Annotated in this window: 26 protein-coding genes; 15 read left to right on the forward strand and 11 right to left on the reverse strand. The window is 66.8% G+C overall.

All coding sequences use genetic code 11. The features are described from left to right. The first annotated feature begins 317 nt into the window (after positions 1-317). Genes AC3WMA_RS07460 through AC3WMA_RS07470 form a run of 3 tightly spaced genes read left to right on the forward strand, consistent with a single transcriptional unit; the run spans position 318 to position 3,454 of the window. Positions 318-767: a MarR family winged helix-turn-helix transcriptional regulator gene (locus AC3WMA_RS07460; protein WP_492284774.1), complete on the forward strand. Its 450-nt coding sequence runs from the start codon at positions 318-320 to the stop codon at positions 765-767. A gap of 56 nt (positions 768-823) precedes the next feature. Beyond that, the gene (locus AC3WMA_RS07465) at positions 824-2,395 is read left to right on the forward strand and encodes an MFS transporter (RefSeq protein WP_492286069.1); all 1,572 of its coding nucleotides are present in this window, start codon (positions 824-826) and stop codon (positions 2,393-2,395) included. Positions 2,396-2,410: 15 nt separating this feature from the next. Beyond that, a complete protein-coding gene (locus AC3WMA_RS07470; protein WP_492284775.1) occupies positions 2,411-3,454 on the forward strand; it encodes an HlyD family secretion protein in 1,044 nt (347 codons plus the stop codon). A 17-nt stretch (positions 3,455-3,471) separates the two neighbouring features. Here AC3WMA_RS07470 and AC3WMA_RS07475 read toward each other — a convergent pair whose 3' ends face one another. After that, a complete protein-coding gene (locus tag AC3WMA_RS07475) occupies positions 3,472-4,323 on the reverse strand; it encodes a hypothetical protein (protein ID WP_492284776.1) in 852 nt (283 codons plus the stop codon). 38 nt (positions 4,324-4,361) lie between these two features. Between AC3WMA_RS07475 and leuC the strand changes: the two genes are divergently transcribed. Genes leuC through leuD form a run of 5 tightly spaced genes read left to right on the forward strand, consistent with a single transcriptional unit; the run spans position 4,362 to position 7,795 of the window. After that, the gene (gene leuC / locus AC3WMA_RS07480; RefSeq protein ID WP_492284777.1) at positions 4,362-5,780 is read left to right on the forward strand and encodes a 3-isopropylmalate dehydratase large subunit; all 1,419 of its coding nucleotides are present in this window, start codon (positions 4,362-4,364) and stop codon (positions 5,778-5,780) included. A gap of 23 nt (positions 5,781-5,803) precedes the next feature. Next, complete coding sequence (locus AC3WMA_RS07485; RefSeq protein WP_377839604.1) at positions 5,804-6,049, forward strand: hypothetical protein; 246 nt, start codon at positions 5,804-5,806, stop codon at positions 6,047-6,049. Next, on the forward strand, positions 6,049-6,498 hold the full coding sequence (locus AC3WMA_RS07490; protein WP_492284778.1) for a metallopeptidase family protein: 450 nt from the start codon (positions 6,049-6,051) through the stop codon (positions 6,496-6,498). The genes AC3WMA_RS07485 and AC3WMA_RS07490 overlap by 1 nt, the downstream gene beginning before the upstream one ends. A 3-nt stretch (positions 6,499-6,501) precedes the next feature. Continuing rightward, positions 6,502-7,134, forward strand: a complete 633-nt coding sequence (locus AC3WMA_RS07495) for a LysE family translocator (RefSeq protein ID WP_492284779.1) — start codon at positions 6,502-6,504, stop codon at positions 7,132-7,134. A gap of 58 nt (positions 7,135-7,192) precedes the next feature. Then, positions 7,193-7,795, forward strand: a complete 603-nt coding sequence (gene leuD, locus AC3WMA_RS07500; RefSeq protein ID WP_199088048.1) for a 3-isopropylmalate dehydratase small subunit — start codon at positions 7,193-7,195, stop codon at positions 7,793-7,795. Between the two features lie 161 nt (positions 7,796-7,956). Here the strand turns inward: leuD and AC3WMA_RS07505 are convergent, their stop codons facing one another. The 5 genes from AC3WMA_RS07505 to AC3WMA_RS07525 form a co-directional block, all read right to left on the reverse strand. Beyond that, positions 7,957-9,207: a DUF1501 domain-containing protein gene (locus AC3WMA_RS07505; RefSeq protein ID WP_492284780.1), complete on the reverse strand. Its 1,251-nt coding sequence runs from the start codon at positions 9,205-9,207 to the stop codon at positions 7,957-7,959. 5 nt (positions 9,208-9,212) lie between these two features. Next, a complete protein-coding gene (locus tag AC3WMA_RS07510) occupies positions 9,213-10,670 on the reverse strand; it encodes a DUF1800 domain-containing protein (RefSeq protein WP_492284781.1) in 1,458 nt (485 codons plus the stop codon). Between the two features lie 156 nt (positions 10,671-10,826). Beyond that, the gene (locus AC3WMA_RS07515; protein ID WP_492284782.1) at positions 10,827-11,225 is read right to left on the reverse strand and encodes a DUF1801 domain-containing protein; all 399 of its coding nucleotides are present in this window, start codon (positions 11,223-11,225) and stop codon (positions 10,827-10,829) included. A 22-nt stretch (positions 11,226-11,247) separates the two neighbouring features. Beyond that, positions 11,248-12,339, reverse strand: coding sequence for an ATP-dependent DNA helicase (locus tag AC3WMA_RS07520; RefSeq protein ID WP_492284783.1), 1,092 nt, complete (start codon positions 12,337-12,339; stop codon positions 11,248-11,250). Between the two features lie 81 nt (positions 12,340-12,420). Then, the gene (locus tag AC3WMA_RS07525; protein ID WP_492284784.1) at positions 12,421-14,067 is read right to left on the reverse strand and encodes a methyl-accepting chemotaxis protein; all 1,647 of its coding nucleotides are present in this window, start codon (positions 14,065-14,067) and stop codon (positions 12,421-12,423) included. A 213-nt stretch (positions 14,068-14,280) separates the two neighbouring features. Between AC3WMA_RS07525 and AC3WMA_RS07530 the strand changes: the two genes are divergently transcribed. Continuing rightward, the gene (locus tag AC3WMA_RS07530) at positions 14,281-15,273 is read left to right on the forward strand and encodes an alpha/beta hydrolase (RefSeq protein WP_492284785.1); all 993 of its coding nucleotides are present in this window, start codon (positions 14,281-14,283) and stop codon (positions 15,271-15,273) included. A 15-nt stretch (positions 15,274-15,288) separates the two neighbouring features. Here the strand turns inward: AC3WMA_RS07530 and AC3WMA_RS07535 are convergent, their stop codons facing one another. Beyond that, entirely contained in the window at positions 15,289-15,873 is a 585-nt protein-coding gene (locus AC3WMA_RS07535) for a GNAT family N-acetyltransferase (protein WP_492284786.1), read from the reverse strand. A gap of 90 nt (positions 15,874-15,963) precedes the next feature. On the opposite strand from AC3WMA_RS07535, the gene AC3WMA_RS07540 reads away from it, so the two are divergent. Then, positions 15,964-16,581, forward strand: coding sequence for a LysE family translocator (locus tag AC3WMA_RS07540; RefSeq protein ID WP_492284787.1), 618 nt, complete (start codon positions 15,964-15,966; stop codon positions 16,579-16,581). Between the two features lie 12 nt (positions 16,582-16,593). On the opposite strand, the gene AC3WMA_RS07545 is transcribed toward AC3WMA_RS07540, so the two are convergent. Together AC3WMA_RS07545 and AC3WMA_RS07550 are read right to left on the reverse strand one after the other, a co-directional pair. After that, positions 16,594-17,289: an SDR family oxidoreductase gene (locus AC3WMA_RS07545; RefSeq protein ID WP_492284788.1), complete on the reverse strand. Its 696-nt coding sequence runs from the start codon at positions 17,287-17,289 to the stop codon at positions 16,594-16,596. 34 nt (positions 17,290-17,323) lie between these two features. Then, the gene (locus tag AC3WMA_RS07550; RefSeq protein ID WP_492284789.1) at positions 17,324-20,923 is read right to left on the reverse strand and encodes a hydantoinase B/oxoprolinase family protein; all 3,600 of its coding nucleotides are present in this window, start codon (positions 20,921-20,923) and stop codon (positions 17,324-17,326) included. Positions 20,924-21,146: 223 nt separating this feature from the next. On the opposite strand from AC3WMA_RS07550, the gene AC3WMA_RS07555 reads away from it, so the two are divergent. From AC3WMA_RS07555 to AC3WMA_RS07570, 4 genes are all read left to right on the forward strand, one after another. Further along, positions 21,147-21,695 (forward strand): TRAP transporter small permease, encoded by a 549-nt coding sequence (locus AC3WMA_RS07555; protein ID WP_492284790.1) that lies wholly within the window; start codon positions 21,147-21,149, stop codon positions 21,693-21,695. 4 nt (positions 21,696-21,699) lie between these two features. Then, complete coding sequence (locus AC3WMA_RS07560) at positions 21,700-23,010, forward strand: TRAP transporter large permease (RefSeq protein WP_492284791.1); 1,311 nt, start codon at positions 21,700-21,702, stop codon at positions 23,008-23,010. A gap of 35 nt (positions 23,011-23,045) precedes the next feature. Then, positions 23,046-24,041 (forward strand): TRAP transporter substrate-binding protein, encoded by a 996-nt coding sequence (locus AC3WMA_RS07565; RefSeq protein ID WP_492284792.1) that lies wholly within the window; start codon positions 23,046-23,048, stop codon positions 24,039-24,041. Positions 24,042-24,122: 81 nt separating this feature from the next. Beyond that, positions 24,123-24,653: a winged helix DNA-binding protein gene (locus AC3WMA_RS07570; RefSeq protein WP_492284793.1), complete on the forward strand. Its 531-nt coding sequence runs from the start codon at positions 24,123-24,125 to the stop codon at positions 24,651-24,653. 13 nt (positions 24,654-24,666) lie between these two features. On the opposite strand, the gene AC3WMA_RS07575 is transcribed toward AC3WMA_RS07570, so the two are convergent. Then, positions 24,667-25,221: an SRPBCC family protein gene (locus AC3WMA_RS07575; protein ID WP_492284794.1), complete on the reverse strand. Its 555-nt coding sequence runs from the start codon at positions 25,219-25,221 to the stop codon at positions 24,667-24,669. Further along, complete coding sequence (locus AC3WMA_RS07580) at positions 25,218-25,541, reverse strand: metalloregulator ArsR/SmtB family transcription factor (protein WP_492284795.1); 324 nt, start codon at positions 25,539-25,541, stop codon at positions 25,218-25,220. Before AC3WMA_RS07580 ends, AC3WMA_RS07575 begins: the two co-directional genes overlap by 4 nt. 136 nt (positions 25,542-25,677) lie before the next feature. Between AC3WMA_RS07580 and AC3WMA_RS07585 the strand changes: the two genes are divergently transcribed. Then, positions 25,678-26,580 (forward strand): DMT family transporter, encoded by a 903-nt coding sequence (locus tag AC3WMA_RS07585; RefSeq protein ID WP_492284796.1) that lies wholly within the window; start codon positions 25,678-25,680, stop codon positions 26,578-26,580. Positions 26,581-26,599: the final 19 nt, after the last annotated feature.

Below are 26,599 nucleotides of genomic sequence, written 5' to 3' on the forward strand. Positions count from 1 at the left end.
ATCGGCACAACGAGATTGGAACGCGGTCCTTCGGGGCCGCGTTTTTTCTTGCCTGAAGGCCAAGGACGGCACCCCGATCCACCAGCTTTTTCCGGAACCGCAGCGTCATCCCGGCTTGTCCCGGGATCCATCGAAGGGTTCCGGCGCTCTACGATGGATCCCGGATCTGCGCTGCTACGCAGCTTGTCCGGATGACGCGGCGGTTCCATCGCGCTGAAATGCAAAAATTGCATATCAGAAACATAGTTTTACGGTTGATATGCACTATAAGCACATATAAGTATGATAATCATTAGCATGCTATTTATGTTGGTGCTATGGACCTAACCCAGCTTCAGGCCGCGTTCACCGGCGAGCTTGCCGCCGTCAACCGCAAGCTGCGCGCGCTCGTCGACGACCGTGCGCGCGACATGGGCCTGACCCTCTCGCGGGCACGCCTGCTGATGGAGCTCGCCAAGGCGGACGGGCCGATCCAGTCCGATCTCGCAGGCCTGCTCGACATCGAGCAGCCGACGCTGGTCCGGCTCCTCGACGGGCTGGAGCGCAACGGCATGATCGAACGCCGCGCCGTCGAGGGCGATCGCCGCGCGCGCCGCGTCTTCCTGACCGAGACCGCCCGCGCCCAGGCGCAGGACATCCTCGACTTCCTCGCCGAGCTGCGTGCCGGCATCCTGCTGGGCATCGCGCCGGAAGAGCTGGAAGCGGCGCTTGACGTCCTGCGCCGCACCTCGCGCAATATCGCGGCAGGCCGGAGCGCCGCCCCGTGAGCACGCCTGAACCATCCGCCGCGCCCGTCGCGCCGCCTCCGCCGGCCGGACTGACGATGCCGCCGGCCCGGGCACTCGCCTATATGCTGGCCTCGGTGACGCTGGCCATGACGCAGCAGATCGGCGCGAACCTCGTCAACACCAATGTCTACCAGATCCAGGGCGAACTCGGCGCCACCCTCGCCGAGACCAACTGGCTGATCGCCGCCTATATGGCGCCGAACGTCTCTCTCTCGATCGCCTTGATCAAGATCAGGATGCAGTACGGCCTGCGCAATTTCGCCGAGATCAGCCTCGCCGGCTTCGTGCTCGCCGCCTTCCTGAACCTCACCGTCGTCCACGACCTGCCCTCGGCCGTGATCGTGCGCTTCATGAGCGGCATGGCGGCGGCGCCGATGTCCTCGCTCGCCTTCTTCTACATGATCGAGCCCTTGCCGCCGCAGAAGAAGCTCACCGTCGGCCTGTCGCTGGCGCTGACCAACACCACGCTCGGCATCCCCGTGACGCGCCTGATCTCGCCCTGGCTGCTCGATCTCGGCGGCTTCCATGGCCTGACGCTGTTCGAGATGGGCCTCGCCATGGTCGCCTTCGGCTTCGTCTATGCGCTGCCGCTGACCACACCGCCGCGCGTCAAATGCATCGGCCCGCGCGATATCATCAGCTACATCCTGATCGCGATCGGCTTCGGCTCGATCGCCGTCGCGCTCAGCCTCGGCCGGATCTACTGGTGGTTCGAAGCGCCCTGGCTGGGCTGGCTCCTCGCCTGCGCCGTCATCTGCCTGACGCTGGCGGTGATCGCGGAGCTGCACCGCGACAGCCCGCTCATCGACATCCGCTGGCTGACCAGCCCGACGACGCTGCATTTCGCCGGCGCGCTGCTGCTGATGCGCGTCGTGCTGGCCGAGCAGACCGTCGGCGCCTCCAATTTCTTCCAGGCGCTCGGCATCCAGAACGAACAGACCCTGTCGCTCTACGGCGTGATCCTCTGCGCGATCCTGGCCGGCGGCGTCACCTGCGCGCTGCTGCTGCGGCCCGGCCGGGAGAACTGGTTCTACGGCACGGCCCTCGCCTGCGTCGCGCTCGGCGCCTGGCTCGACAGCGGCGCCACCAGCCAGACCCGGCCCCACGATATCTGGCTGAGCCAGGCGCTCGTCGCCTATGGCTCCGGCCTCTTCCTGCCCGCCGCGATGGCGCAGGGCATGGGCGGCGCGATCGCGCGCGGCCCGATCTATATCCTGAGCTTCATCACCGTCTTCCTGTTCACGCAGAGCATCGGCGGGCTGCTCGGCTCGGCGGTCTTCGGCAGTTTCATCACGCTGCGCACGACGTTTCACTTCAACGTGCTGGCCGAGCATTTCGTCCTGTCCGACCCGTTCTTCGCCCAGCGCGTCAACCAGTTCGGCGGCATCTACAGCCATGTCCTGACCGACCCGACGCTGCTGCGGGCGGAGGGCGTGACGCTGCTCACCCAGCGAGCCTCCCAAGAGGCCATCGTCCTCGCCTATAACGATGCCTTCATGCTGATCTCGGCCATCGCCAGCCTCGCGCTGCTCGGCCTGCTCTCTCACCTCGCCTATCTGCAACTGCGCAAGCGTGCGGCTCCTCCCGCCGCTCAACCAACTCCCTGACCGTCCAGCCCCGCCATGTCCCGCATCCTCCGCTCCGTCTCGACCTATGTCGCGCTCGCCATCGGCCTCGTCGGCCTCGGCATCATCCTCTACGCCTGGCGGCTGCCGCCCTTCGCCAGCGCCGTCGAGATGACCGAGAACGCCTATGTGCGCGGGCAGGTCACGATCATCGCGCCGCAGCTCGCCGGCTATGTCGCGGACGTGCCGGTGCAGGATTTCGCCACGGTAAAGAAGGGTGATCTGCTTCTGCGCATCGACGACCGCATCTTCGCCCAGAAGCTGGAGCAGGCCCGCGCCGGCCTCGCCGCCCAGCGCGCCGCGCTCGCCAATTCCGATCAGTCCCGCGCCGCAGCCGAAGCGCGGCTGCGCGCGGCCGTCGCCAATGTCGCCAGCGCCGAGGCGGCGCTGCGTACCGCCGAGGCGAACTGGGGCCGCATCGAGCCATTGCGCGAGCGCGGCGTCGTCAGCCAGACCTCGACCGACCAGAGCCAGCAAGCGCTCGACCAGGCGCGCGCCGCGATCACCGCGACCAATGCCGCCGTCGATGTCGCCCGGCAGGACATCCAGACCGCCATCGTCAACCGCCAGTCGCTGGTGGCAGCGGTCGAGGGCGCCGAGGCGGCCGTCCATCTCGCCGAGATCGACCTGAGAAACACCCGCATCACCGCCCCGCAGGACGGGCGGCTGGGCGAGGTCCAGGCCCGGCTCGGCCAATATGTCTCGGCCGGTACGCAGTTGATGGCGCTGGTGCCGAACCAGGTCTGGGTCATCGCCAATTTCAAGGAGACGCAACTTGCCGGCATGCGCACCGGCCAGCCGGTGAGCTTCACCGTCGATGCGCTGCGCCACGCCCGCATGACCGGCACCATCGAGCGCTTCTCGCCGGCCGCCGGCTCCGAGTTCAGCGTGATCCGGCCGGATAACGCCACCGGCAACTTCATCAAGATCGCCCAGCGCGTGCCGGTGCGGATCGCCGTCGATCCCGGCCAGCCCCTCGCCGAGCGGCTGGCGCCCGGCATGTCCGTTGTCGTCAGCGTCGACACCTCCGCATCGCGCTGATGGCGCGGCGCGAAAGGTCAGTCGTTGGTGTCGAGGTCGGTGAACAGGAACCCGGCCGGCGTCCGCGTGAAGGTGAAGATGCTTCCGCCGCAGATGACGGAGTAGGCGTCGTTCCTGTTGCCATCGACGGCGTAGACGGGCTTTGTTCGCTGGAGGCAGGCTCGGTTCTTGGCCGTGAAGTCGCGCGGATAGGCCTTGGCGCGGAACTGCGCTGCGTCGCGAACGGTATCGTCGGCCATGAAGGGCAGTTGCGTCATGGTTGCGACGGCTCCCGCATCATTCGCCTTCAGCGCCGCGCGGAATTTCGCGATGAAGCCGTCGAATTCCTTCTGCACGGCCGGAGGCGCTTTCCCCGGAACCTGCGCGAAGGCCTGAGCAAACTGCAGAAGAACGGCCGCAACCGCGATTGCCGAAATCCTCATGCGTCCACTCCCTTTGGTCGGAAACCCCGTGAAGATGCAGGCCAGTGCGAGAGATGCTATCGCAACGTCACAGCTGGCTCCAGAGAAGGCTGTGCGCCGGCACGCACGGTCATCTCGGCGCCGCCACCCTTGCGTCACGCCAATGGCGCGGCTGCAACGGCATCGATTGTCCGTCTTGATTGGAACTGCTAAACAGTAGCCATGTCGCCGTGTGAGCATCATTTGCAGCGCTTCAGCGCCGTGCAGGGAGAGGGCCATCTGCCGCCCCTGCCGACGACGCAGGACTTTGCCGCGCTGCATGACCATGCCCGTTTGCCCTGGCGCTTTTTCGGCCGCTTTACCGCCTCCATTGCCGCAGGCCTTACCGGCGCCTGAGACCGGCCGCTTCCGCGCGGCCGGCGACAGGCGAACCGTTTTTTGCGTGCCGGCGCGAGCAAGCCGGCGCATGATCTCCAAAACCGATTTCAGAAGACCGAGACCAAGCCATGACTGCGACCAAAGGTCCCCAGACGCTCTACGACAAGATCTTCGACGACCATGTCGTCGACCGGCAGGATGACGGCACCTGCCTGCTCTATATCGACCGCCACCTCGTCCATGAGGTGACGAGCCCGCAGGCCTTCGAGGGCCTGCGCATGACCGGCCGCAAGGTCCGCGCACCTGAGAAGACGCTCGCCGTCGTCGACCACAACATCCCGACGACCGACCGCACCAAGGGCATCGCGGAAGAGGAAAGCCGCATCCAGGTCGAGGCACTCGCCAGGAACGCCCGCGACTTCGGCGTCGAGTATTTCAACGAGCTCGACAAGCGCCAGGGCATCGTCCACATCGTCGGCCCCGAACAGGGCTTCACCCTGCCCGGCACGACGATCGTCTGCGGCGACAGCCACACCTCGACGCATGGCGCCTTCGGCGCGCTGGCGCACGGCATCGGCACCTCCGAGGTCGAGCATGTGCTCGCTACCCAGACGCTGATCCAGAAGAAGGCGATGAACATGCTCGTCCAGGTGGACGGCACGCCTGCGCCCGGCGTCGGCGCCAAGGACATCACGCTCGCGATCATCGGCGAGATCGGAACCGCCGGCGGCACCGGCTCGGTCATCGAATATGCCGGCGAGGCTATTCGCGGCCTGACCATGGAAGGCCGCATGACGGTCTGCAACATGTCGATCGAGGGCGGCGCCCGCGCCGGCATGGTCGCGCCGGACGAGAAGTCCTTCGCCTATCTGAAGGGCCGCCCCAAGGCGCCGCAGGGCGCCGCCTGGGATGCAGCCGTGCGCTACTGGGAGACGCTGCGCACCGACGAGGGCGCGCATTTCGACCGCGTCGTCCGTCTCGACGCCGCCAACCTGCCGCCGATCGTGTCCTGGGGCACGAGCCCCGAGGACGTGATCTCGGTCACCGGCGCGGTGCCCGATCCCGAGCTGATCACTGATGAGGTCAAGCGCGCCTCGAAGAAGCGCGCGCTCGAATATATGGGCCTGACCGCCGGCACGAAGATCACCGACATCCCGCTCGACGTGATCTGGATCGGTTCCTGCACCAATGGCCGCATCGAGGACCTGCGCACGGTTGCGAAGATCGTCGAGGGCAAGAAGCTCCATGAGAGCCTCGACTACGGCATGATCGTTCCCGGCTCCGGCCTGGTGAAGGAACAGGCCGAGGCCGAAGGTCTCGACAAGATCTTCATCGCCGCCGGCTTCGAATGGCGCGAACCCGGCTGCTCGATGTGCCTGGGCATGAACCCCGACCAGCTCAAGCCCGGCCAGCGCGCCGCCTCGACCTCGAACCGCAATTTCGAGGGCCGTCAGGGCTATCGCGGCAGGACGCATCTCGTCTCGCCGGCGATGGCGGCGGCGGCGGCCCTCACCGGCCGCTTCGTCGACGTCCGCACGCTGGGCTGAGACGGACAGGCGGGGAACTGACCATGTCGAACGATCCCCGCGAAGCCGGCCGCGCCGCCGAATCCAAGGCGGCGCTGGACCGGGTCAAGCGCGACAGCGAAAGCCTACTCGGCTCCTCGATGGGCCGGGCAGCCGATCACTTCTCGGGCGCCGATGCGCCCGAGGGCGACAAGGTCGAGCTCTGGGGCCGGCGTATCGGCCGCTCCCTCTCGCTCCTCGGCGTCATCGTGCTGGCCTGGTGGCTCGGCCACCAACTGAAATTCTGGTGATGGGCAAGGCCGTGGACGCCAGGGTCACGACAACAGCAGAGATCGACTGGGACGGCGTGAAAGCGCCGTCGCGGGAGGCGTTCGAAATTCTGGCGCAGGCCGCCTTCGACCGCCTGCCGGAGGAATTCCGCGCGCTCTGCTCGGATGTGATCTTCAACGTCACCGAGTTTCCCGAGGACGACGTGCTGAAGGAGCTGGAGGCGGAAAGCCCGTTCGACCTGCTCGGCCTGTTCAGCGGCGTCGGCCTGCCGCAGCAGGGCTATGCTCCGCAGACCGGCCAGATGCCCAACACCATCCACCTCTATCGCCGTCCGATCCTCGACTACTGGGCCGAACATGACGAGAGCCTCGGCTCGATCGTCACCCATGTCATGATCCACGAGATCGGCCACCATTTCGGCTTCTCCGACGAGGACATGGAAGCCATCGAACAGGCAGCGGAGCGCTAGGCGATGCTGGACGAACTGATCCGCAACCTGCCCGGCCTGATGCTGGTCTACTCGGCCTTCATCCTCGCGGTCGCGAGCCCCGGTCCGAGCAATCTCCAGATCATGGCAACCTCGATGGAGCGCGGCCGCAGCGCCGGCTCCACCCTGGCGCTCGGCGTCACCGCGGGCTCCCTGACATGGGGCATCCTGGCCGCGATCGGCGTCACCGGGCTGATCGTGGCCCATCCGGGCGCGCTCTACGCCATCAAGATCGTCGGCGGCCTCTACCTGCTCTTCCTCGCCTGGCGCTCGGCCCGCTCGGCGATGCGGGCCGAGATGCCTCCAGCAAAAATAGTGGCTTCGGGGCGCCGCACCTTCCTGCGCGGCTATCTCATGCACATCACCAACCCGAAGGCGATCCTGAGCTGGACGGCGATCATCGCGCTGGCCCTGCGGCCCGATACGCCGCCGGTCGTGCTCTACGCCATCATCATAGGCTGCATGCTGATCTCGCTCGCGATCAACCAGTTCTATGCCGTGCTGTTCTCGACGGCATCGATGATCGCGGGCTACCGCCGTATCCGCCGCCGGGCCGAGGCCTGCCTCGCCGCCTTTTTCACCTTCGCCAGCTTCAAGCTGCTGACATCGCAGCTCTGAACCCCTTCACCGCCATAACCGCAAGAACATCGCCAAAAGGCCCATCGGAGCTTCCGCCATGCAGCCCTTCACCACGCTGACCTCGACCCCCGCCCCCATGAAGGTGGTCAATGTCGATACCGACATGATCATCCCCAAGCAGTACCTGAAGACGATCAAGCGCACCGGCCTCGGCACCGCGCTGTTCTCGGAGATGCGCTACAAGGACGACGGCTCGGAGAACCCCGATTTCGTGCTGAACCAGCCGGCCTATCGCAAGGCCGAGATCCTCGTCGCCGGCGACAATTTCGGCTGCGGCTCGTCGCGCGAGCACGCGCCCTGGGCTCTGCTCGATTTCGGCATCCGCTGCGTGATCTCCACCAGTTTCGCCGACATCTTCTACAATAACTGCTTCAAGAACGGCATCCTGCCGATCAAGGTCACGCCCCAGCAGCTCGACATGCTGTTCGACGATGCCGAGCGCGGCTCCAACGCGACGCTGACGATCGATCTGGCCAGCCAGACGATCAAGGGCCCGGATGGCGGCGAGATCAAGTTCGAGATCGACCCCTTCCGCAAGCACTGCCTGCTGAACGGCCTCGACGATATCGGCCTGACCATGGAGAAGGGCACGAAGATCGACGCCTACGAGGAAAAGCTGAAGCAGCGCGCCTGGGCGTGAGATCAGGCATCATTCGCTGATTTCACTCGGAAACACGCCGTCATCCCGGGCTTGACCCGGGATCCATTCCGGAACGCTTACGAGCGAGCTTCAGGCATGGATCCCGGATCTCCGCTGCGCTGCGTCCGGGATGACGATGTCTCGCTCAATTTAGTCAATCGCTAAGCAACCAGCCCCTGCACCGACCTGAGATCGCCGGTCTCCGGGAACACGGTCTCGGCCAGCACGGGGCCGGACACGCCGAAGAGTTCCGATACCACGCCCTTGGCAACCGCTCGGATATCCGTCGTCGGCTTGAGGTCGCGGTTCTGGTAGAGCTGCTCGGGCTTCAGGCCCGGCCAGTCCGCGACGATCCGGCCGCCCTTGACCCCGCCTCCGACGAGGAAGGCGACGGTGCCGGTGCCATGGTCGGTCCCCGTCGTGCCGTTGACAGCCGCGGTCCGCCCGAACTCGGTCGCGACCATCACCACCGTATCCTTCCAGACCGGACCGAGCCCCTGCTCGAAGGCGGCGAAGGCACCGTCGAGCCCGCCGAGCAGATTGGCGAGACGCCCCTTGGCGCCGCCTTCGTTCGCATGGGTGTCCCAGCCCTCGAAAGCGAGCGCCGCGATGCGCGGCCCGTCATCCGCTCCGACCAGAGCCGCCGCGCCCTCCGCGATGCGGCGCATGCCCTCGGCCGTGTCCGGCCCGCCGCCGCCCTTCTGCTCGCCGGCCATGCCGCGCCGCTGCGCCAGCCCTTCGGTCTCGATCGCCTGCGCCAGCGCGCGCGCCAGTCCTGGGTCGCGCTGGCCGTAGAGATCGGCGAGCCGCATCGTCAGGTCGCTGCCGGCGCGCGCCATCCGTGGCGGCGCCCAGCCCAGCACAGGCGCATCGCCACGCACCACCAGCGGCGGCACGACGCCGACGCCGAGCACGCCCTTGCGCGAGATGCCCTCGCCGGCCGGCAAATTCGCGATCAACCGGTTGAGCCAGCCGGTCTGGGTCGCGCCCGCCCCTGGCTGGCCGCTTTCCAGCACATCCTGACCGTCGAAATGCGAACGTTCGCGATAACCCGTCGCCGCTGCATGGACGATCGTCGCCTGCCCCTGCTTGTAGAGCCGCGCGAGGTTCGGCATCGCCGGATGCAGGTAGAAGAAGCCGTCAAGCGGCAGCGCCGCCTCCGGCCCGTCCTTGGCGAGCGCGATGCCCTCGCGCAGGCCGGCATAATCGGGATCGCCGATCGGCGGCACGGCAGAGAGCCCGTCGAGCGCGCCGCGCAAGATCACCAGCAGGAAGCGCGGATCGCGCGAGCCCGCCGCCGCATAGGCGAATTTCGGCACGAAGGACCAGGCGAAGAGAGCGCCGGCCTCACCAAGGATGGCGCGGCGCGACGGCGTCATCCGTTCGCAATCATCGTCGTCGTGATCGACCATCGGCGTCACCTCCGCTGGAATTCGGGCGACATCAGCAAGAGCGCGAGCGCCTGCGGCTTGCTCTCGGCCCGCGCCACCGCCTGCTTCGTCTCGGGCGAGAGCAGCGGCCCCAGCACGTCCTCGCAGAGCACGCGCGGATCGGCGACAGAACCCGCCACCTGCCGCCCCCATCCGGCAGCGACATCGACGCGCGTCTTCAGCCCCTCGGCCGAAGCCCAGGCCGCATTGTCGTCGGCGTAGCCATTGGGGCCGGATGGCTGCCAGAAGGGTTGCCCCATCACGCCGGCCGGTCCGATGATCTGGCCGAAGTCGGGTTTGCGGCCGAGCGCGCGGTAGGAAGCGAGCAGGAATTCCTGCGGCGAGCGGATCTTGCTGGCCGGCGCGCGCCAGGCGGCGTCATCCTCGATCAGGACGCGATAAACCGTCGGCAAGTCGCCGCCGCTCTGCCGGAATGTCAGGGCGAGCTTCTCGACCAATGCGCGCGGTGGCGCATCGGCCACGAAATGACGGACGAGCTTCATCGCGATGAACCTGGCCGTCGCCGGATGGCGCGCGAGATCGGTCAGCGCGGCGATGCCTTGCGCCTTGCCCGGCTGGTCGTAGCGGCGCCCCAGCAGGGGCGTCACGCCGGGCTCGTGCAGGCCGGCATTGAAGGCGAAGGAGCCGGGAAAGCCGAGCACGCCCTCGCGCCCGACCACCGTCCAGCCCGTGATGATCCGGGCGAGATTGGTCACGTCCGCCTGGGCATAGCCGCCGGAGACGCCGAGCGTGTGCAGCTCCAGGATCTCGCGGGCGAGGTTCTCGTTGAGGCCGCGCCCGCGACGGCGCCCGGCCGGTGAGTTCGGGCCGACCGACTGGCGGTTATCGAGGAAATCCAGCATCGCCGGATGGCTTTCCGCTGCGATCAGCATGTCCTCGAAGCGGCCGAAGACATGCGGGCGGATCGCCTCCCGCTCATAGGCGCCGGCCATGATCCGGCTCATGTTGCTCTTGGTCGCACCGATGCAGAAATGGTTCGACCAGAACATCACCAGCCGCTCGCCAAAGCCGGTCTCGGCCGCGAGCGCGAGATCGACGCGCGCCTTCACCTCGTCGCGATAGGTCCGGTACGGCAGCGCCGGCTCGTTTGCGGGCTTCGGCGCGGGCGCCATCTGATTCTGGGCTCCCACCGGAGCAGCCTGCGGCACGGCATTCGCGACCTGCATGTCTGGTGCCGGGGCGGCGACACGGCGCGCCTCACGCTCGCGCTTCTCCTGATCCTCGAAATCATAGAGCGCCTTGCCGATCTCGGCCGCGCCGGAAAAGGTCACGCCCTCAGGCTGTGCGACGCTGCCGGCCGCGATCTCGGCCAGCAGCCTGTCGCGAACCTGGGCACGCGCCGCCTCGCCCTGTCCGGGCTTCGGCCCGAGGCCGAACCGTTGCAGTGCAATCGCCCCTGCCTTCAGCTCGCCCGTTTCCGCCATCCGCGAGGCCTCCGCTGGTCGTGATGCGAGGATCGATATCGACTATGGCGAAAAGCCGGCGACTTTCATGACAATTCGGCAATGTTTGGCGAGGCTGGTCTCGAAACAGGCTTAAACAAAGCTTTTCGCTCGGGTTTTAGCGAATGGCTTCCAGCCTCAGCCTCGTTTCGAGCGTGACGTATTGAGCGCGACGGCCTCGCCAATGAGCGCCTTGAAGGCATCCGCGTCCAACGTCTCGCCCTCGCGGATATCGATAGCGCGGCGGGCATTGCCCTCCAGGCTCGAATTGAACAGGCCGGCAGGATCGGCCAGCGAAGCACCCTTCATAAAGGTCAGCTTGACCACGTTCTTGTAGGTCTCGCCGGTGCAGATGATGCCGCCATGGGACCAAACCGGCACGCCGCGCCACTTCACCTCCTCAATGACGTCGGGATCGGCCTCGCGGATCAGCGCGCGCATCCGTGCCAGCGTTGCGCCACGCCAGTCCCCGAGTGCCCCGATCTTCGCGTCGATGAGCTCGGACGCCGCCTGGTCCTGAACCTCGTCCTTCGCCATGACCGTTCCCTCGCTCCAGCGTCTAGACCACCACCGTGACCGCCTCGGCCGCGCGGGTCAGGCCGGTATAGAGCCAGCGCGCCCGGTGCTCGCGGAAGGCGAAGCTCTCGTCGAAGAGCACGACATCGTCCCATTGCGAGCCCTGTGACTTATGCACGGTCAGCGCATAGCCGAAGGTGAACTCGTCGGTATGCTTGCGCAGCTCCCACGGCACTTCATCCTCGGTGCCGTCGAAGAAGTTCGGCAGCACCGAGACCTTCACCGCCTTGCCACCGGCATCGTCCTCCGGCGTGACGCGCATGGTGATCAGCCCCTTCTTCGAGGTCTTGATCTCCTGAACGATCCAGGAGCCACCATTGAGCAGGCCCTTGCTCTTGTCGTTGCGCAGACAGACCAGCTTCTCGCCGGCGACGGGGTTGTTGTCGGTCCGGCCCATCAGCTGGCGGATGCGGGCGTTGTAATTGCGCCGCGTCTTGTTCATGCCGACCAGAACCTGATCGGCGCCCATGACGATCTCGGGATTGATCTCGCCCCGCCGGATCACGCGGCTCGGGCCGTATTCGCCGAGTTCGAGCTGCCCGCCCTCGCGCACGATCATCGACATCCGCACGATCGGGTTGTCCGCCGCCTGCCGGTGGACCTCGGTCAGCATGACATCCGGTTCCTGCTCGGTGAAGAAGCCGCCGCCCTTCACCGGGGGCAACTGGGCCGGGTCGCCCAGCACCAGAACCGGCGTGCCGAAGGAAAGCAGGTCCCGGCCCAATTCCTCGTCGACCATCGAGCATTCGTCGATGATGATCAGCTTCGCCTTGGCCGCCGCGCTGTCGCGGTTGAGCGCGAAGATCGGGCTCTCCTCGTCGACGCCGCGCGAGCGATAGATCAGCGAATGGATGGTCTGCGCGCCATGGCAGCCCTTGTTGCGCAGCACGAGCGCGGCCTTGCCGGTATAGGCGGCGAAGACGACATCGCCATCGACCGCCTCGGCGATATGGCGCGCGAGCGTGGTCTTGCCGGTGCCGGCATAGCCGAACATGCGGAAAAGCTGCGGCTCACCGGTCTGCAGCCAGCGCGCCACGGCGGTCAAAGCCATATCCTGCTGGGGCGACCAGCTCATCGCGGAACCATCATTAAAAGAGGCATGGCGCAGATGGGGCCGAGTCGGGCCGCGAGGCAAGCCCGGCGATGCCGGAACCGCTCAGGCGGCGCGCAACCGCCTGACGAAAGCCTCGGCCTCGGCCTGGAGGGCGTTGATCCGCTGGTCAAGCTCCCTTGCGCTCGCCGCGCCGGTATCGGCCTGGCCGACGGTCTGGAGATTGGCGGCGGCGATCTCGCCCATCGCCAGCGCGGCCGTGCCGGTCACATCGGATATCCGCGCCACGGTCTCGCCGAGCGAGCCGAGCAGCTCGACATGCGAACCGACCATGGTCGCGATCTCGGTGCCGGTCTGCTCAACCGCCGCGACGCTGGCCCCGATCGCCGACACAGCTTCGGCGGCATGGGACAGGGCCTCGTCGGCCTGCGCGATCCGGCTGACGATCCGCCCGGCAGCATCCGATGCCTGATTGGCGAGCGTCTTCACCTCGGCGGCGACCACGGCGAAGCCGCGGCCATGGGCCCCGGCACGCGCCGCCTCGATCGTCGCGTTGAGGGCCAGCAGGTTGGTCTGACGCGCGACCGCATCGATGATGCCCACGACATCGCGGATCTGGGCCGCGTTCTCGGTGAGACGCGTCACCAGCGCATGGGTGCCGGCCGCCTCGCGGGTCGCGTCGGTTGCCATTTCCGAGACCCGCCGGACTTCGGCATTGATCTGGCCGACGACGAAATCCAGCCGCAGGGCCGCCTCGCTGGAACGCCGCGCATCGATCCCCGCGCCATCGACGGAAGCCGCCGCCGTCTCGGTGCTCCGCGAAATCTGGTGGACGCGAACCGCCGCGTCCTGCAGCGCCATGCGCAGGACTTCGCTCGACCGGCCGATCTCGCCGAGCAGGACGCCGAGCCGCGCCTCGAACTCGTCGGCGATTCCCGCAAGCTCGGCATTGCGGAGCTGTTCCAGGCGCCGCGCATCGTCGGCCTCGCTCTCGCGCGTCACCAAGGTCGCCCTGACCTCGCTGAGCTGACGCACGACGCGGGCGAGCTGGCCGATCTCGTCGGCGCGGTCGCGATGCGGCACGTCGATGACCCGATCCGATGCCACCGCCTGCCGGATCGCCTCCATCAGATTGCGCAAGGGCCTGGTCAGCTGGCTGCGCAGCATCAACAGCGCGAGAAGCGCGCCTCCGAGCGGCAGCAGAACCGCGAAGAGAATCGTCCGGAAGCGCACGGCCTCGGCCCGCGCGGCGGCGCGCAAGGAGGCATCGCTGGCCCGCTTCGCGAGCTGATCGCGCAGCGCGGCGGTCGTCGCGACGATTTCATCGACATTGGCCCGCGCCTCCTCGGCGCCGGCCTCCAGCAAGGCGGCCTTGGCCGAGACGCGCTGGCCGATATCGACGATGCCATGCTGGAAGGCGATGAAGGTCTTGATCCGCGCATCGAGCGTCGGGTTCGCGTCGCGCAGGTTCGCCGGCAGGGCCGAGATCAGATGCGCACGCGCCGCATCGACCAGATCGATGGCGGCGTCGAGCTTGCCGAGCATCACCTCGACCTCCTGCCGGGAACTGTCCGCATCGACCCGGCTGAGTAGTGCAGCCGCCGCGATCCGGCTGGACAGAAGCGAAGCGCTGCCGGCAAGGCGGATATCCGAGAAAGCGCCGGCATCGATGCGCCGGGCCTCGTCGAAGCCGCGCAAGGCGCTGGCGAGGCCGAGCGCCCCGGCGAGACCCAGCAGCGCGAAGAAAATCATGATCTTCGCCGTCAGTCCCAGTCGCCGCATCGTAGCCTCGGTCTCGTAGTCCCTGTCCATCTGACAGAGGCGAACGAACACGAGGTTAACGCGGAGCAAGATGACGTAACGATATCAATAACTTAGCCGGATACGTAATAATCCTCCACACCGCCGCGCGAGGCCTGTCCCGGCGCGATTGCGAGGGATCGCGGGCCGGCCTAGCTTCACGCCATGAGACGCCGCGCCAAACGAATCCTCCTGCTCTGCCTCGGCTTGGCCTTCATCGGCTATGCCGCCTTCGTGCTGTCGCCCTGGCCGTCGGCGCTGCTGACGCGCCTCGCCTTCAGCTATGGAGCATCGAAGACCACGGCCGCGCTCGCCCCGCATGTCCCGGCCGGCATCCGCGAGCAGCGCGATATCCGCTACGGCGGCGCCGAGGACGAGAAGCTCGACATCTATCTTCCGCCGGGGGGCCGCATCGAACCTGGGCGCCCGACCATCGTCTGGATCCATGGCGGCGCCTTTGTCGCCGGCGACCGGCAGGACGTGGCGCCCTATCTCAAGATATTGGCCGGGCGCGGCTTCGCAGCGGTCGCGATCGGTTACACCCGTGCGCCGACGGCCCCTTATCCCGGCCCCGTGCTCCAGGCGAATGCCGCGCTCGGCTTCCTGCAGCGCGAAGGCCAGCGCCTCGGGATCGATCCCACGCGCATCGTGCTGGCGGGCGATTCGGCCGGCGCTCATATCGCCTCCCAGCTCGCCGCCGGCCTGACGGGCAAGGACTACGCGGAACTGCTCGGCCTGAAACCTGCCGTCGAGGCGGCAGCGCTACGCGGCACGGTCCTGTTCTGCGGCGCCTTCGATCCAACGGCTTTCGAGCTGACCGGCCCCTTCGGCGGCTTCATCCGTTCCGTACTTCTCGCCTATTTCGGCACGTCGAATCCCTTCGACAGCGAGCGCATCACCGAGGCTTCCATACCGCGCTATGTCACGGAAGCCTTCCCGCCGAGCTTCATCTCGGTCGGCAATGGCGACCCGCTGGCGCCGCAATCGGTGGTGATGGCGCAGGCCGTGCGCGACCGCGGCGTCAGGGTCGACACCCTATTCTTCCCGCCAGAGGCCGAGCCGAAGCTGCCGCATGAATACCAGTTCGATCTCGGCCGCCCGGAAGGGAAGCAGGCACTGGAGCGGCTGACGGCCTTCCTCAGTGGGCTCTCCCGCTGACAGCCGATTTCGCGGTCACAATACCAGCCTGAGCAGCGGTCGCCCCGGCTTCTGCCGCGCAACTTCGACGAAGCCGGCGCGCAGGAGCGTGCTTTCTGCGCCGACATAGAGCCCCTCAGCGCTGCGCCTGTCCTCATTGTCCATAGCCGCGGCCTCGATCAATCGCGCGCCGCTATCGCGCGCGAAGGCCATCGCTCCATCAAGCAGCGCACCTGTGACGCCCTTGCCGCGAAAGCCCTTGCGCACGAAGAAGCAGGAGGCCGCCCAGTTACGGGCATCCTCCGCAGGTGCATCAGGCAGCGGCGTCGAGGCGCGGCGGGGATTGTTCCATTCGGGGATGTCGGCACGCGGCCCGACCTGCAGCCAGCCGACGGCCTTGCCCTCGGCATAGGCGAGCACGCCGGGCGGCGGCCCCTTCTTCACCCGGTCCTCGAATAATTGCCGCGCCCCCTCGCCCAGCAACGGCTTGCGCAATCGCTGCGGCATGCGGAAATGATTGCACCAGCAGCCATAGCAGGGCCCCTGCGGGCCGAAGAGGTCCTCCAGATCGCCCCAGCGCTCGGGCGTCAGCGGCTCCACGACAAAGCCCGTCCGGTCCATCACTATCTCCCGATCCGCAGCAAGGCGGAGCATCTGGACAGGTCATCAAGATCGGCAGATCACTATGCGACACTGCCGGAGACCAGCGCCATGTCGCTCGAAACCTATTCCGCCTATCTCATCGCCTGCATCGTCATCATCATCGTTCCCGGGCCGACGGTCACGCTGATCGTCGCCAACAGCCTGAAGCACGGTACCCGCGCCGGCCTCCTCAACGTGGCAGGAACCCAGTTCGGGCTTGGCATCATGGTCCTCGTCGCCGGCATCGGGCTGAGTTCGGTCGTCGCCGCGCTCGGCCATGGGTTCGAATGGCTCCGGCTGGCCGGCGCCGCCTATCTGATCTGGCTGGGCTGGAAGATGTTCCGTTCGGCGGGCGCCGATCTCGACGGCACGGCTCCGACGAAGCCGCCGCGCGGCGGCTTCTTCCTGCAGGGCGCGCTGGTCGCCCTCAGCAACCCGAAGACGCTCCTGTTCTTCGGCGCCTTCTTCCCGCAGTTCCTCGATCCCGCGCGCGACCACGCCACCCAGATCGCGATCATGGGTACGACCGCGCTGGTCTTCGCTGCGCTCAGCGATGGCGCCTATGCCCTGCTCTCGGGCAAGGCCGGGCACCTGCTGTCGCGCAATCGCGTCCGGCTTTTGTCGAAGCTCAGCGGCGGCTTCCTGGTCGGCGGCGGGCTCTGGCTCGCCTCGACGCGGGCGAGCTGAGGCCGTCTGCCGTCACCAGGCGATCGCCTCGCCGGTGTAATCGCGGAAGCTGTTGGTCTGCGCCATGCCGGAGGCGTCGATGGTGCGGATCAGCCCGTTGGCACTCTCGGCCGGCGTGATGTCGGCGCCGCTGCCGCCCATGTCGGTCTGCACCCAGCCGGGATGGAACAGCATCACGCTGACATCGCGCGAGCGCACGCTGTTGCCGAACACGACCATGGCCATGTTCACTGCCGACTTGGACGAGCGGTAGATCAGCGCATTGCCCGGATTGGCCGCGATGGAGCCCATGCGGCTGGAGATCGTCGCGATCTTGCGGCCCTGCCCCGCCTCGACATTCGGCAGGAAGGCCTGCGCCACCCGGATCGGCGCGTAGACATTGACCTCGAAGACCTCGCGCCATTCGTCGAAATCGACATCGAGCCCGCTCTGCCGATCACGCGGACCGTAAAGGCCCGCGTTGTTCAGGAGCACATCGATGGGCTGCCCGGCGAGCGCCTCCTTGGCCGCCGCGACGCTGGCATCGGAGGTGACGTCGAGCTCCACCGGAATCAGCGCCGCCGGATGCTCGGCCGCGAGTTCGGCCAGCGCCCCGCCCCAGGGATTGCGCGCCGCCGCGATCACGCGATCGCCCCGGCGCAGCAACTCGATGGTGATGGCAAGTCCGATGCCTCGATTGGCGCCGGTGATCATCCAGGTCTGGGGCATGTCCGTCTCCATGGTCAGAAGACGGACCTAAACCTCAAGCCCCGGCTTTTCCATAGCCCCCGGCCGTCGGGGTGATCACGGTCACCGCCTCGCCCGCCTGGAGCAAGGTCTGGTCCGAGGGCTTCAGCTCCTCGACAGCGCCGGAAAGCCTGCGCACCAGCGTCTTGCCGAGTTCACCCGCCTCGCCGCCATCGACGCCGAAGGGACGGACCCGGCGATGCGAGGCGAGGATCGCGCAATCCATCGTCTCGCGGAAGCGGATGGTGCGCGAGGTGCCGTCGCCGGCGGTCCATTCGCCCTTGCCGCCCGAGCCCTTCCGGATGTGGAAATCCTCCAGCACGACCGGGAAACGCGTCTCCAGGATCTCCGGATCGGTCAGGCGCGAATTGGTCATGTGGACATGCACGCCCGATGTGCCATCGAAGCCGGGGCCAGCCGGCGAGCCCGAACAGATCGTCTCGTAATACTGGTACTGGTCGTTGCCGAAGGTCAGGTTGTTCATCGTGCCCTGCGAGCAGGACATCGCCTTGAGCGCGCCGAACAGCGTGTTCGTCACTGCCTGCGACACCTCGACATTGCCCGCGACGACCGCGGCCGGATAGCGCGGCGCCAGCATCGAGCCCTCCGGCACGACGATCCTGATCGGACGCAGGCAGCCTGCATTCATCGGGATCGCGTCATCGACCATGACGCGGAAGACGTAGAGCACGGCGGCGCGGGTGACGGGCGCTGGCGCGTTGAAATTGTCCGGCCGCTGCTCGGAGGTGCCGGTGAAATCGACCGTCGCCTCGCGCTTCTCGCGATCGATGGTGATCTTCACCTTGATCGCGCAGCCCTGGTCCATCGGATAGGTGAATTCGGAATCGTGCAGCTTGGTGAGCAACCGCGCCACGCTCTCGGCCGCGTTGTCCTGGACATGGCCCATATAGGCCTGCACCACGTCGAGCCCGAAGGAGCCGATCATCTTCTTCAGCTCGGCCAGGCCCTTCTCGTTGGCGGCGATCTGCGCCTTGAGGTCGTTGACGTTCTGCACGACGTTGCGGACGGGATAGCGCGCGCCGGTCAGGCGCTTGACCAGTTCCTCCTCGCAGAAGCGGCCCTGATCGACGATCTTGAAATTGTCGATATAGACGCCCTCTTCCTCGATATTGGTCGCCAGCGGCGACATCGAGCCCGGCGCCGTGCCGCCGACATCGGCATGGTGGCCGCGGCTCGCCACCCAGAACAGGATCTCCTTGTCCTCGGGGTCGAAGACCGGCGTGCAGACGGTGATATCCGGCAGATGCGTGCCGCCATTATAGGGCGCGTTCAGGCAGTAGACGTCGCCCGGCTTGATCACCGGGTTGTTGGCGATCACCGTCTCGACCGAACGGTCCATCGAGCCCAGATGCACCGGCATATGCGGGGCATTGGCGACGAGCGCGCCGGTCTGGTCGAAGACCGCGCAGGAGAAGTCGAGCCGCTCCTTGATGTTCACGGAATAGGCGGTGTTCTGCAGCGTCACGCCCATCTGCTCGGCGATCGACATGAACAGGTTGTTGAAGATCTCGAGCATCACCGGATCGGCCTTGGTGCCGATCGCCGCCTGCTGGATCAGCGCCTTGACGCGGACGAGCACGAGATGGTCGCGGGCCGTGAGCTTGGCGCTCCAGCCCTCCTCGACGACGACGGTCTGGTTCGGCTCGATGATGATCGCAGGTCCGGCGACGCTCTGGCCGGGCTTCATCGCCTCGCGACGGACGATCGCCGCATCGTGCCATTGGCCCTTAGCGAAGAAGCGCGTGCGCTCGGCCGCGACCGGCTCGCCGGCCTGCTCACCGGCCGCGGCCTCTTCGAATTTCGCACCGCCACCGACGGCCTCGACCTCGACCGCCTCGACGACCAGCGCCTTGGTCTCGTCCATGAAGCCGAAGCGCGCCTTGTGCGCGGTCTGGAAGGCCTCCTGCATCACGGCGCGCGTGCCGGCAGGGACTGCGATTGCGGTATCGGTGCCGGAATAGCGGATATGGGCGCGCACATGGATCGCGATATCGCTCTCGGCGACGCCCTGCCCTGCGACTTCTGCCTTCGCATCAGCGGCGAGCTTCGTGGCGACAGCTTCGATCGCGGCCTTGGCCTCGCCGTCGAGCGCGACGTCCAGCGCCGATGTCCGCGTCGAGCGGATTTCGGCGAGCCCCATGCCATAGGCTGAGAGCAGGCCGGAGAACGGATGCAGCAGCACCGTCTTGATGCCGAGCGCGTCCGCCACAAGGCAGGCATGCTGGCCGCCGGCGCCGCCGAAGGAGTTCAGCGCATAACGCGTGATGTCGTAGCCGCGCTGGACCGAGATCTTCTTGATCGCCTCGGCCATGTTGGCGACGGCGATCTGGATGAAGCCGTCGGCGACCTCCTCGGGCGAGCGCCCGTCGCCGACCTCAGCCGCTAGCACCGCGAACTTGTTGCGGACGATGCCGACATCGAGCGGCTCGTCCTGCTGCGGCCCGAAGATCGCCGGGAAATAGGACGGGATCAGCTTGCCGACCATGACGTTCGCGTCGGTCACCGCGAGCGGCCCACCGCGACGATAGGCGGCGGGACCAGGATTGGCGCCGGCCGAATCCGGCCCGACACGGAAGCGTCGCCCATCGAAATGCAGGATCGAGCCGCCGCCGGCCGCGACCGTATGGATCAGCATCATCGGCGCGCGCATGCGCACGCCGGCGACCTCGGTCTCGAAGGCACGCTCATACTCGCCGTCGAAATGCGCGACGTCGGTCGAGGTGCCGCCCATGTCGAAGCCGATCACCTTGTCGAACCCGGCCGAGCGGCCGGTCTCGGCAAGGCCGACCACGCCGCCGGCCGGGCCGGACAGGATCGCATCCTTGCCCTGAAACAGCTCGGCTGCCGTGAGACCGCCCGAGGACATCATGAACATCAGGCGCGCGCCGGTGCGGGCGATATCGAGCTCCTCGGAAACCTGCTGCACATAGCGGCGCAGGATGGGCGAGAGATAGGCATCGACCACGGCGGTGTCGCCGCGCCCGACCAGCTTCACCAGCGGCGAGACCTCGTGGCTGACGGAAACCTGCGGGAAGCCGATATCGCGCGCGATCCGGGCCGCGACCTGCTCATGCGCCGTGTAGCGGTAGCCATGCATGAAGACGATCGCGACGGCGCGGAATCCGGCATCGTATTGCGCCTGCAGGGCGCTGCGGATCGCCGCCTCGTCGGGCGCGCGCTCAACCGTGCCGTCGGCCAGCACGCGCTCGTCGATCTCCTCGACCGCATCATACAGCGCCTCGGGCAGGATGATCTGCTTGGCGAAAATGTCCGGCCGCGCCTGGTAGCCGATGCGCAGCGCATCGCGGAAGCCCTTGGTGGTGACCAGCAGCGTGCGATCGCCCTTCCGCTCAAGCAATGCGTTGGTAGCGACGGTGGTGCCCATGCGCACCTCGCCGATGGTCCCGGTGGGGATCGGCTCGCCTGCCTTCAGGCCGAGATGTTCGCGGATGCCCTGCACGGCCGCATCGCGATAGGCGCCCGGATTTTCCGAGAGCATCTTCCTGGCATGGAGATTGCCAGCCGGATCGCGGCCGATCACGTCGGTAAAGGTGCCGCCGCGATCGATCCAGAAGTCCCAATGAGCCGCCGACATAGACCCTCTCCCCCTTGGACAAGCCGGGATCGCCCGACACTGACAAATCATCGATAAATCGTCGATGAGTTGTTGACAAGGCGATTCTGCCGGCTACGATCCCGATTGTGGCTGGAACATGGCTGAGGGGCCGGGCCGGCGCGAAAGCGGAGGATGCGACGATGCGAGCAATCCTGGCAACCGGGCGCGAGGGTGCGCCCATCCGGTGGGAGCGCCCCACCCCATGATCCGTCGAACACTCGATGCGCTCTATCTCTGGGCCGGCTACGCCGCCGGCGTCTTCCTCGTCCTGATCTTCGTGCTGATGATGGTGATGTCGGTCGGCCGCGAGATCGGCCTCAACATCCCGGCCGGCGACGATTTCACCTCATGGTGCATGGCCGCCATGGCCTTTCTCGGCCTCGCCCACACCTTCAAGTCGGGCGACATGATCCGCGTCGGTCTATTGATCGACCGCTTCCAGGGCCGCAAGCGCTGGTGCTTCGAGGTGTTCTCGCTGATCCTCGGCCTCGGCTTCTCCGGCTTCTTCGCCTGGCACGCCGCAGTCATGACCTGGCAGTCCTGGCAATTTAACGATGTCGCCGGCGGTGTCGTGCCGATGCCGCTCTGGATTCCGCAGCTCGGCTATTCCGGCGGCCTGATCATCCTGTTCATCGCGATGCTCGACGAGTTCGTCCATGTCGTGATCCGCGGCCAGGAGCCGCGCTACGAGAAGCCCCCCGCGAAATCCGACGAGGAAATCGTCGAACGCGCCATGGCGAGCGGGGTTTGATCCGATGGCAATGATCGAAATCTCCGGCCTGCTGCTGCTCCTGCTCGCCGTTTTCCTCGCAGGCGGCGTCTGGATCGCGATCTCGCTGATGGCCTGCGGCTGGGTGGCGATGCAGTTCGTCGGCGGCGGCATTCCCGCCGGCTCCGTGCTGGCGACGACCATCTGGGGCAACAGCGCCTCCTGGACGATGGCCGCGCTGCCGCTCTTCATCTGGATGGGCGAGATCCTCTACCGCACAAGGCTCTCCGAAGAGATGTTCCGCGGGCTCGCTCCCTGGCTCAACTGGCTGCCCGGCCGCCTGATGCACGTCAACGTGCTGGCCTGCGGCATCTTCGGCTCGGTCTCCGGCTCCTCCGCCGCAACCTGTGCCACCGTTGCCAAGATCGCCCTGCCGGAGCTGAAGAAGCGCGGCTACAACGAGAAGCTCTCGCTTGGCTCGCTGGCCGGCGCCGGCACGCTCGGCATCCTGATCCCGCCCTCGATCACCATGGTGGTCTATGCGGTGGCAGCCAACGTCTCGATCATCCAGATCTTCCTCGCCGGCTTCCTGCCCGGCCTGCTCGTGATGGCGCTCTATTCCGGCTACATCATCGTCTGGCACCTGCTGCATCCCGAGCAGTCGCCGCCGCGCGAGCCGAAGATGCCGCTGCGCGAGAAGCTCAGGGAATCGGCGCAGCTCATCCCCTGCATGCTGCTGATCCTGCTGGTCTTCCTCTCACTGCTGCTCGGCTGGGCGACGGCGACGGAATGCGCCGCCTGGGGCGTGCTCGGCTCCTTCGGCATCGCCTGGTGGTCGGGCTCGCTGACCAAGGAAGCCTTCTGGCAGAGCGTGATGGGCACGACCCGGATCACCTGCATGATCATGCTGATCCTGGCCGGTGCCTCCTTCATGTCGACCTCGATGGCCTATACCGGCATCCCGACGGCCCTGGCCGCCTGGGTCGATTCGCTGCACCTCTCGCCCTACGCCCTGATCGCGGCGCTCACCGTGATGTACATCATCCTCGGCGCGGCGCTCGACGGCATCTCGATGATCGTGCTGACCACCGCCATCGTCATCCCGATGATCAAGGCGGCGGGTTTCGACCTCGTCTGGTTCGGCATCTTCCTCGTGCTGATCGTCGAGATGGCGGAGGTGTCACCGCCGGTCGGCTTCAACCTCTTCGTGCTGCAGACGATGTCCGGCAAGGACTCGAACACGGTCGCGCTGGCGGCGCTGCCGTTCTTCTTCCTGCTCGTCGCAGCCGTCGCGATCATCACGATCTTCCCGCAGATCGTGATGGTCTTGCCTCAGATGGCCTTTCCGCCTCAATGATACCGCATCAAAACCAAGGGAACGGAGCCAAGACCATGTATCGCAAGGACTTCATCAAGGGCCTCCTCGTCGCCGGCGTCGCTGCCGCCGCCCTGACGCTCAGCGCCGCTTCGGCCTCGGCCCAGACCAAGTGGAACCTGCCGGCCGCCTATCCCAACGACAATCCGCATACGGAAAACCTGGTCCTCTTCGCCAAGGACGTCGAGGCGGCCACGTCAGGCAAGCTCTCGATTACGGTCCATGGCAACGCCTCGCTGTTCAAGGCGCCCGAGATCAAGCGCGCGGTCCAGACCGGCCAGGCCCAGATGGGCGAGGTCCTGCTCTCGCTGCATGAGAATGAGCACCCGGTCTACGGTATCGACGTCGTGCCGTTCCTGGCGACGTCCTTCGCCGATTCCCGCAAGCTCTACACGGCCTCCAAGGCCGCGATCGAAAAGAAGCTCGACGCTCAGGGCATCAAGCTCCTCTTCATGGTCCCCTGGGCGCCGCAGGGCGTCTACACCAAGAAGGACATCAACACGATCGAGGACATGAAGGGGCTGAAATGGCGCGCCTACAACGTCGGTACCTCGCGCCTTGGTGAATTGCTCGGCATGCAGTCGGTCACGATCCAGGCGGCGGAACTGCCGCAGGCTCTGGCGACCGGCGTGGTCAATTCCTTCATGTCGTCGGGCGGCACGGGCTACGATTCCAAGGTCTGGGAATCGCTGACCCACTTCTACGACACGCAGGCCTGGATCCCGAAGGACGCGACCTTCGTCAACAAGGCGGCCTTCAACGCGCTCGACAAGGCGACGCAGGACGCGATCCTCAAGGCTGCCGCCGCCGCCGAGGAGCGCGGCTGGAAGATGTGGCAGGAGAAGGCCGGCTGGTACATCGAGCAGCTCAAGGCCAAGGGCATGAAGGTGCAGGCGCCCTCGCCGGCGCTCGCCACCGGCTTCAAGAAGGCCGGTGAGCAGCTCACCGCCGACTGGCTGAAGAAGGCCGGTGCCGAAGGCCAGGCCATCGTCGACGCCTACAAGAAGATGTAACGGCCGCCTTCGGCCCCAATCCAGACGGGGTTTCCCTTTCCATCAGGAGAGGGAAACCCCGAACCGCTTCCGGATCGAACCGTGCCCGCATCGCCTCCTCCACCCGACGACCTTGGCCCGATCGTCTCTTCCGGCCATCTCGCGTCGGGAGCCCTCCCGGCGCTCTCGGAATTCGAGTTCGCGCTGAGCATGACGGTGCACGCCTTCCAGCGCTGGATGATCCGCTGCATGGCGGCAGCCGGCATCGCCGATCTCTCGCCGCTCGATGTGCTCGTGCTGCACAACGTCAATCACCGCGGCAAGGCCAAGCGCCTCGCCGATATCTGCCTTGTCCTCAATATCGAGGACACGCATCTGGTGAACTACTCGCTGAAGAAGCTCGAGCGGCTGAAGCTGCTCAAGGGCGGCCGCAAGGGCAAGGAGAAGACCGTCGAGGTCACCCCGGCCGGCGAGGAAGCCTGCCGGCGCTACGCCCAGATCCGCGAGCAGCTCCTGGTCAAATCCATTCGCGCCACCGGCGCCGATCCGGCCCGGCTCTCCGAGATCGCCGCCGCGATGCGCTCGCTCTCCGGCCAGTACGACCAGGCGGCGCGGGCGGCGGCGAGCCTCTGATAAGCCTGGACCGTCAGCTCTGGCCCGGCTCGGGCAGGTCGGCATAGCGCCCGGCATAATCCGCATCGAGCGCTTCGAAACGCGACCAGAACCCGCGCCGCGGTGCGCCCGTGAGCGCGTCCTCCAGCAGGCACAGATGCATGTGCCAGCCGCCGGAGACGCTGGTCATCTCCGCCTTGCTCGGCAGCTTGCGATGCGTCAGCACCAGCAGGACCTTCTCGCCCTTCGGCAGGAGCTCGAACTCGACCTCCGATTCCGGCTCCCCGCCGCCGCCCCAGGTGAAGGCGATGAGCCGGGGCGGCTCGTAGCGCGTGATCGTCCCGGTCGAGCGCACGCCGTTCTCATGCACCTCGCGATAGGCTTCCGGCGGTGCCTCGTCGGTGATGTCAGAATGCTTGAACAACATCTCCGTGCGGCCGCCGACGCGCAAGTCGAAGGCGCCCGAAGCGAGCCACTGCCCGCGCTTCTCCGACTCGGTGAGATACGACCAGACCCGTTCCACAGGCCCCGGCAGCAGGCGCTCGAAGCGCACCGCGCCGCTTTCCAACACGACGCCATATTCGTTCATCGGGTTTCTCCCTCGCCCGGTTCGGGCTTTGCGAGTTCCTGTTCCAGGATATCGAGGTGGCGGCCCCAGAAGCGCCGGACCTTGCCGAGCCAGGCGTCGAACGCTTCGAGCCCCGCCGGATCGAGCCGATAGATCCGCTGCTGCCCCCGGACCTCCACCGTCACCAGCCCCGCCTCTCTGAGCACCTTGAGATGCTGCGAGATCGCCGGCGCGCTGGCGCTGAATCGGGCCCCGATTTCGCCTGCCGACAGCGCTCGCTCGCCCAGCATCTCGACGATGCTGCGACGTGTCGGGTCGGCAAGGGCAGCGAAGCGATCCATAGCCTATTACTTCGCCATTCACTTAATTAAGTCAATACTTAATATTTGAGGGTCATGGGGGCATGCGGAAACGCGGATTGCCACGCGCCCCGGACTCCGCCAGTGGTGACGCGCCTCTGGAACCCTTTCGCCTGCCATGACAGCCCGCAACGCCTCGCTCGTCGGCATCGCCATGATGCTGCTCGGCATCCTGCTGTTCTCGCTCAACGACGTGATGGGCAAATGGCTGGTCGCCACCTACACGGTGGGCCAGCTCCTCGTGGTGCGCAGCCTCGCGGCGCTCGTCGTCATCCTGCCCTTCGTCTTCAAGCAGGGCGTGCAGCGGACATTGCGGCCGGAGCGCCCCGGCCTGCAGGCCTTGCGCGTTCTGTTCAGCTCAGGCGAGGTCGCGCTGTTCTATCTCGCCGTCAGCTACCTGCCGCTCGCCGACACCATGACGATCTGGCTGGCCGCGCCGGTCTGGGTGGTGATCCTCGCTGCGCTCCTGCTCGGGGAACGCATCGACGGCCGGCGCTGGCTCGCCATCGCATTGGGCTTCGCCGGCGTCACCATCTCGCTCAATCCAAGCGGCGCCAGCCTGTCGATGCCCGCGCTGATCGCGCTGCTCGGCAGCTTCCTCTTCGCCGCGATGATGATCGCCGGCCGCCAGCTGCGCGGCACGCCCGATGTCACGCTGGTCGCCTGGCAGACGCTCGGCGCCCTCCTGATGGGGCTGGCCCTGCTGCCCTTCGGCTGGGTGACGCCGAGCCTGAAGGATACCGCCCTGCTCGGCCTGCTCGGCATCGTCGCGATGGGGGCCCATATCTGCGTCACCCGCTCGCTCAAGCTCGCGGAAGCCTCGGTCGTCGTGCCCTATCAGTACACCCTGATCGTCTGGGCGCTGGTCTTCGGCTGGTTCATCTTCGGCGACTGGCCGACGCCCGCCATGCTCTGCGGCGCGGCGCTGATCGTCGCGGCGGGCCTCGTCCTGCTCATCCTCGAACGCAAGGCCGCGGCGGCGCCCGCCGTGCTCGAAGCGACCGGAGCCGGCGCGCCCTGACGGGGACCCCGACCCCGCA

The sequence above is a fragment of the Allobosea sp. FW305-C-101 genome (genome assembly GCF_058783685.1).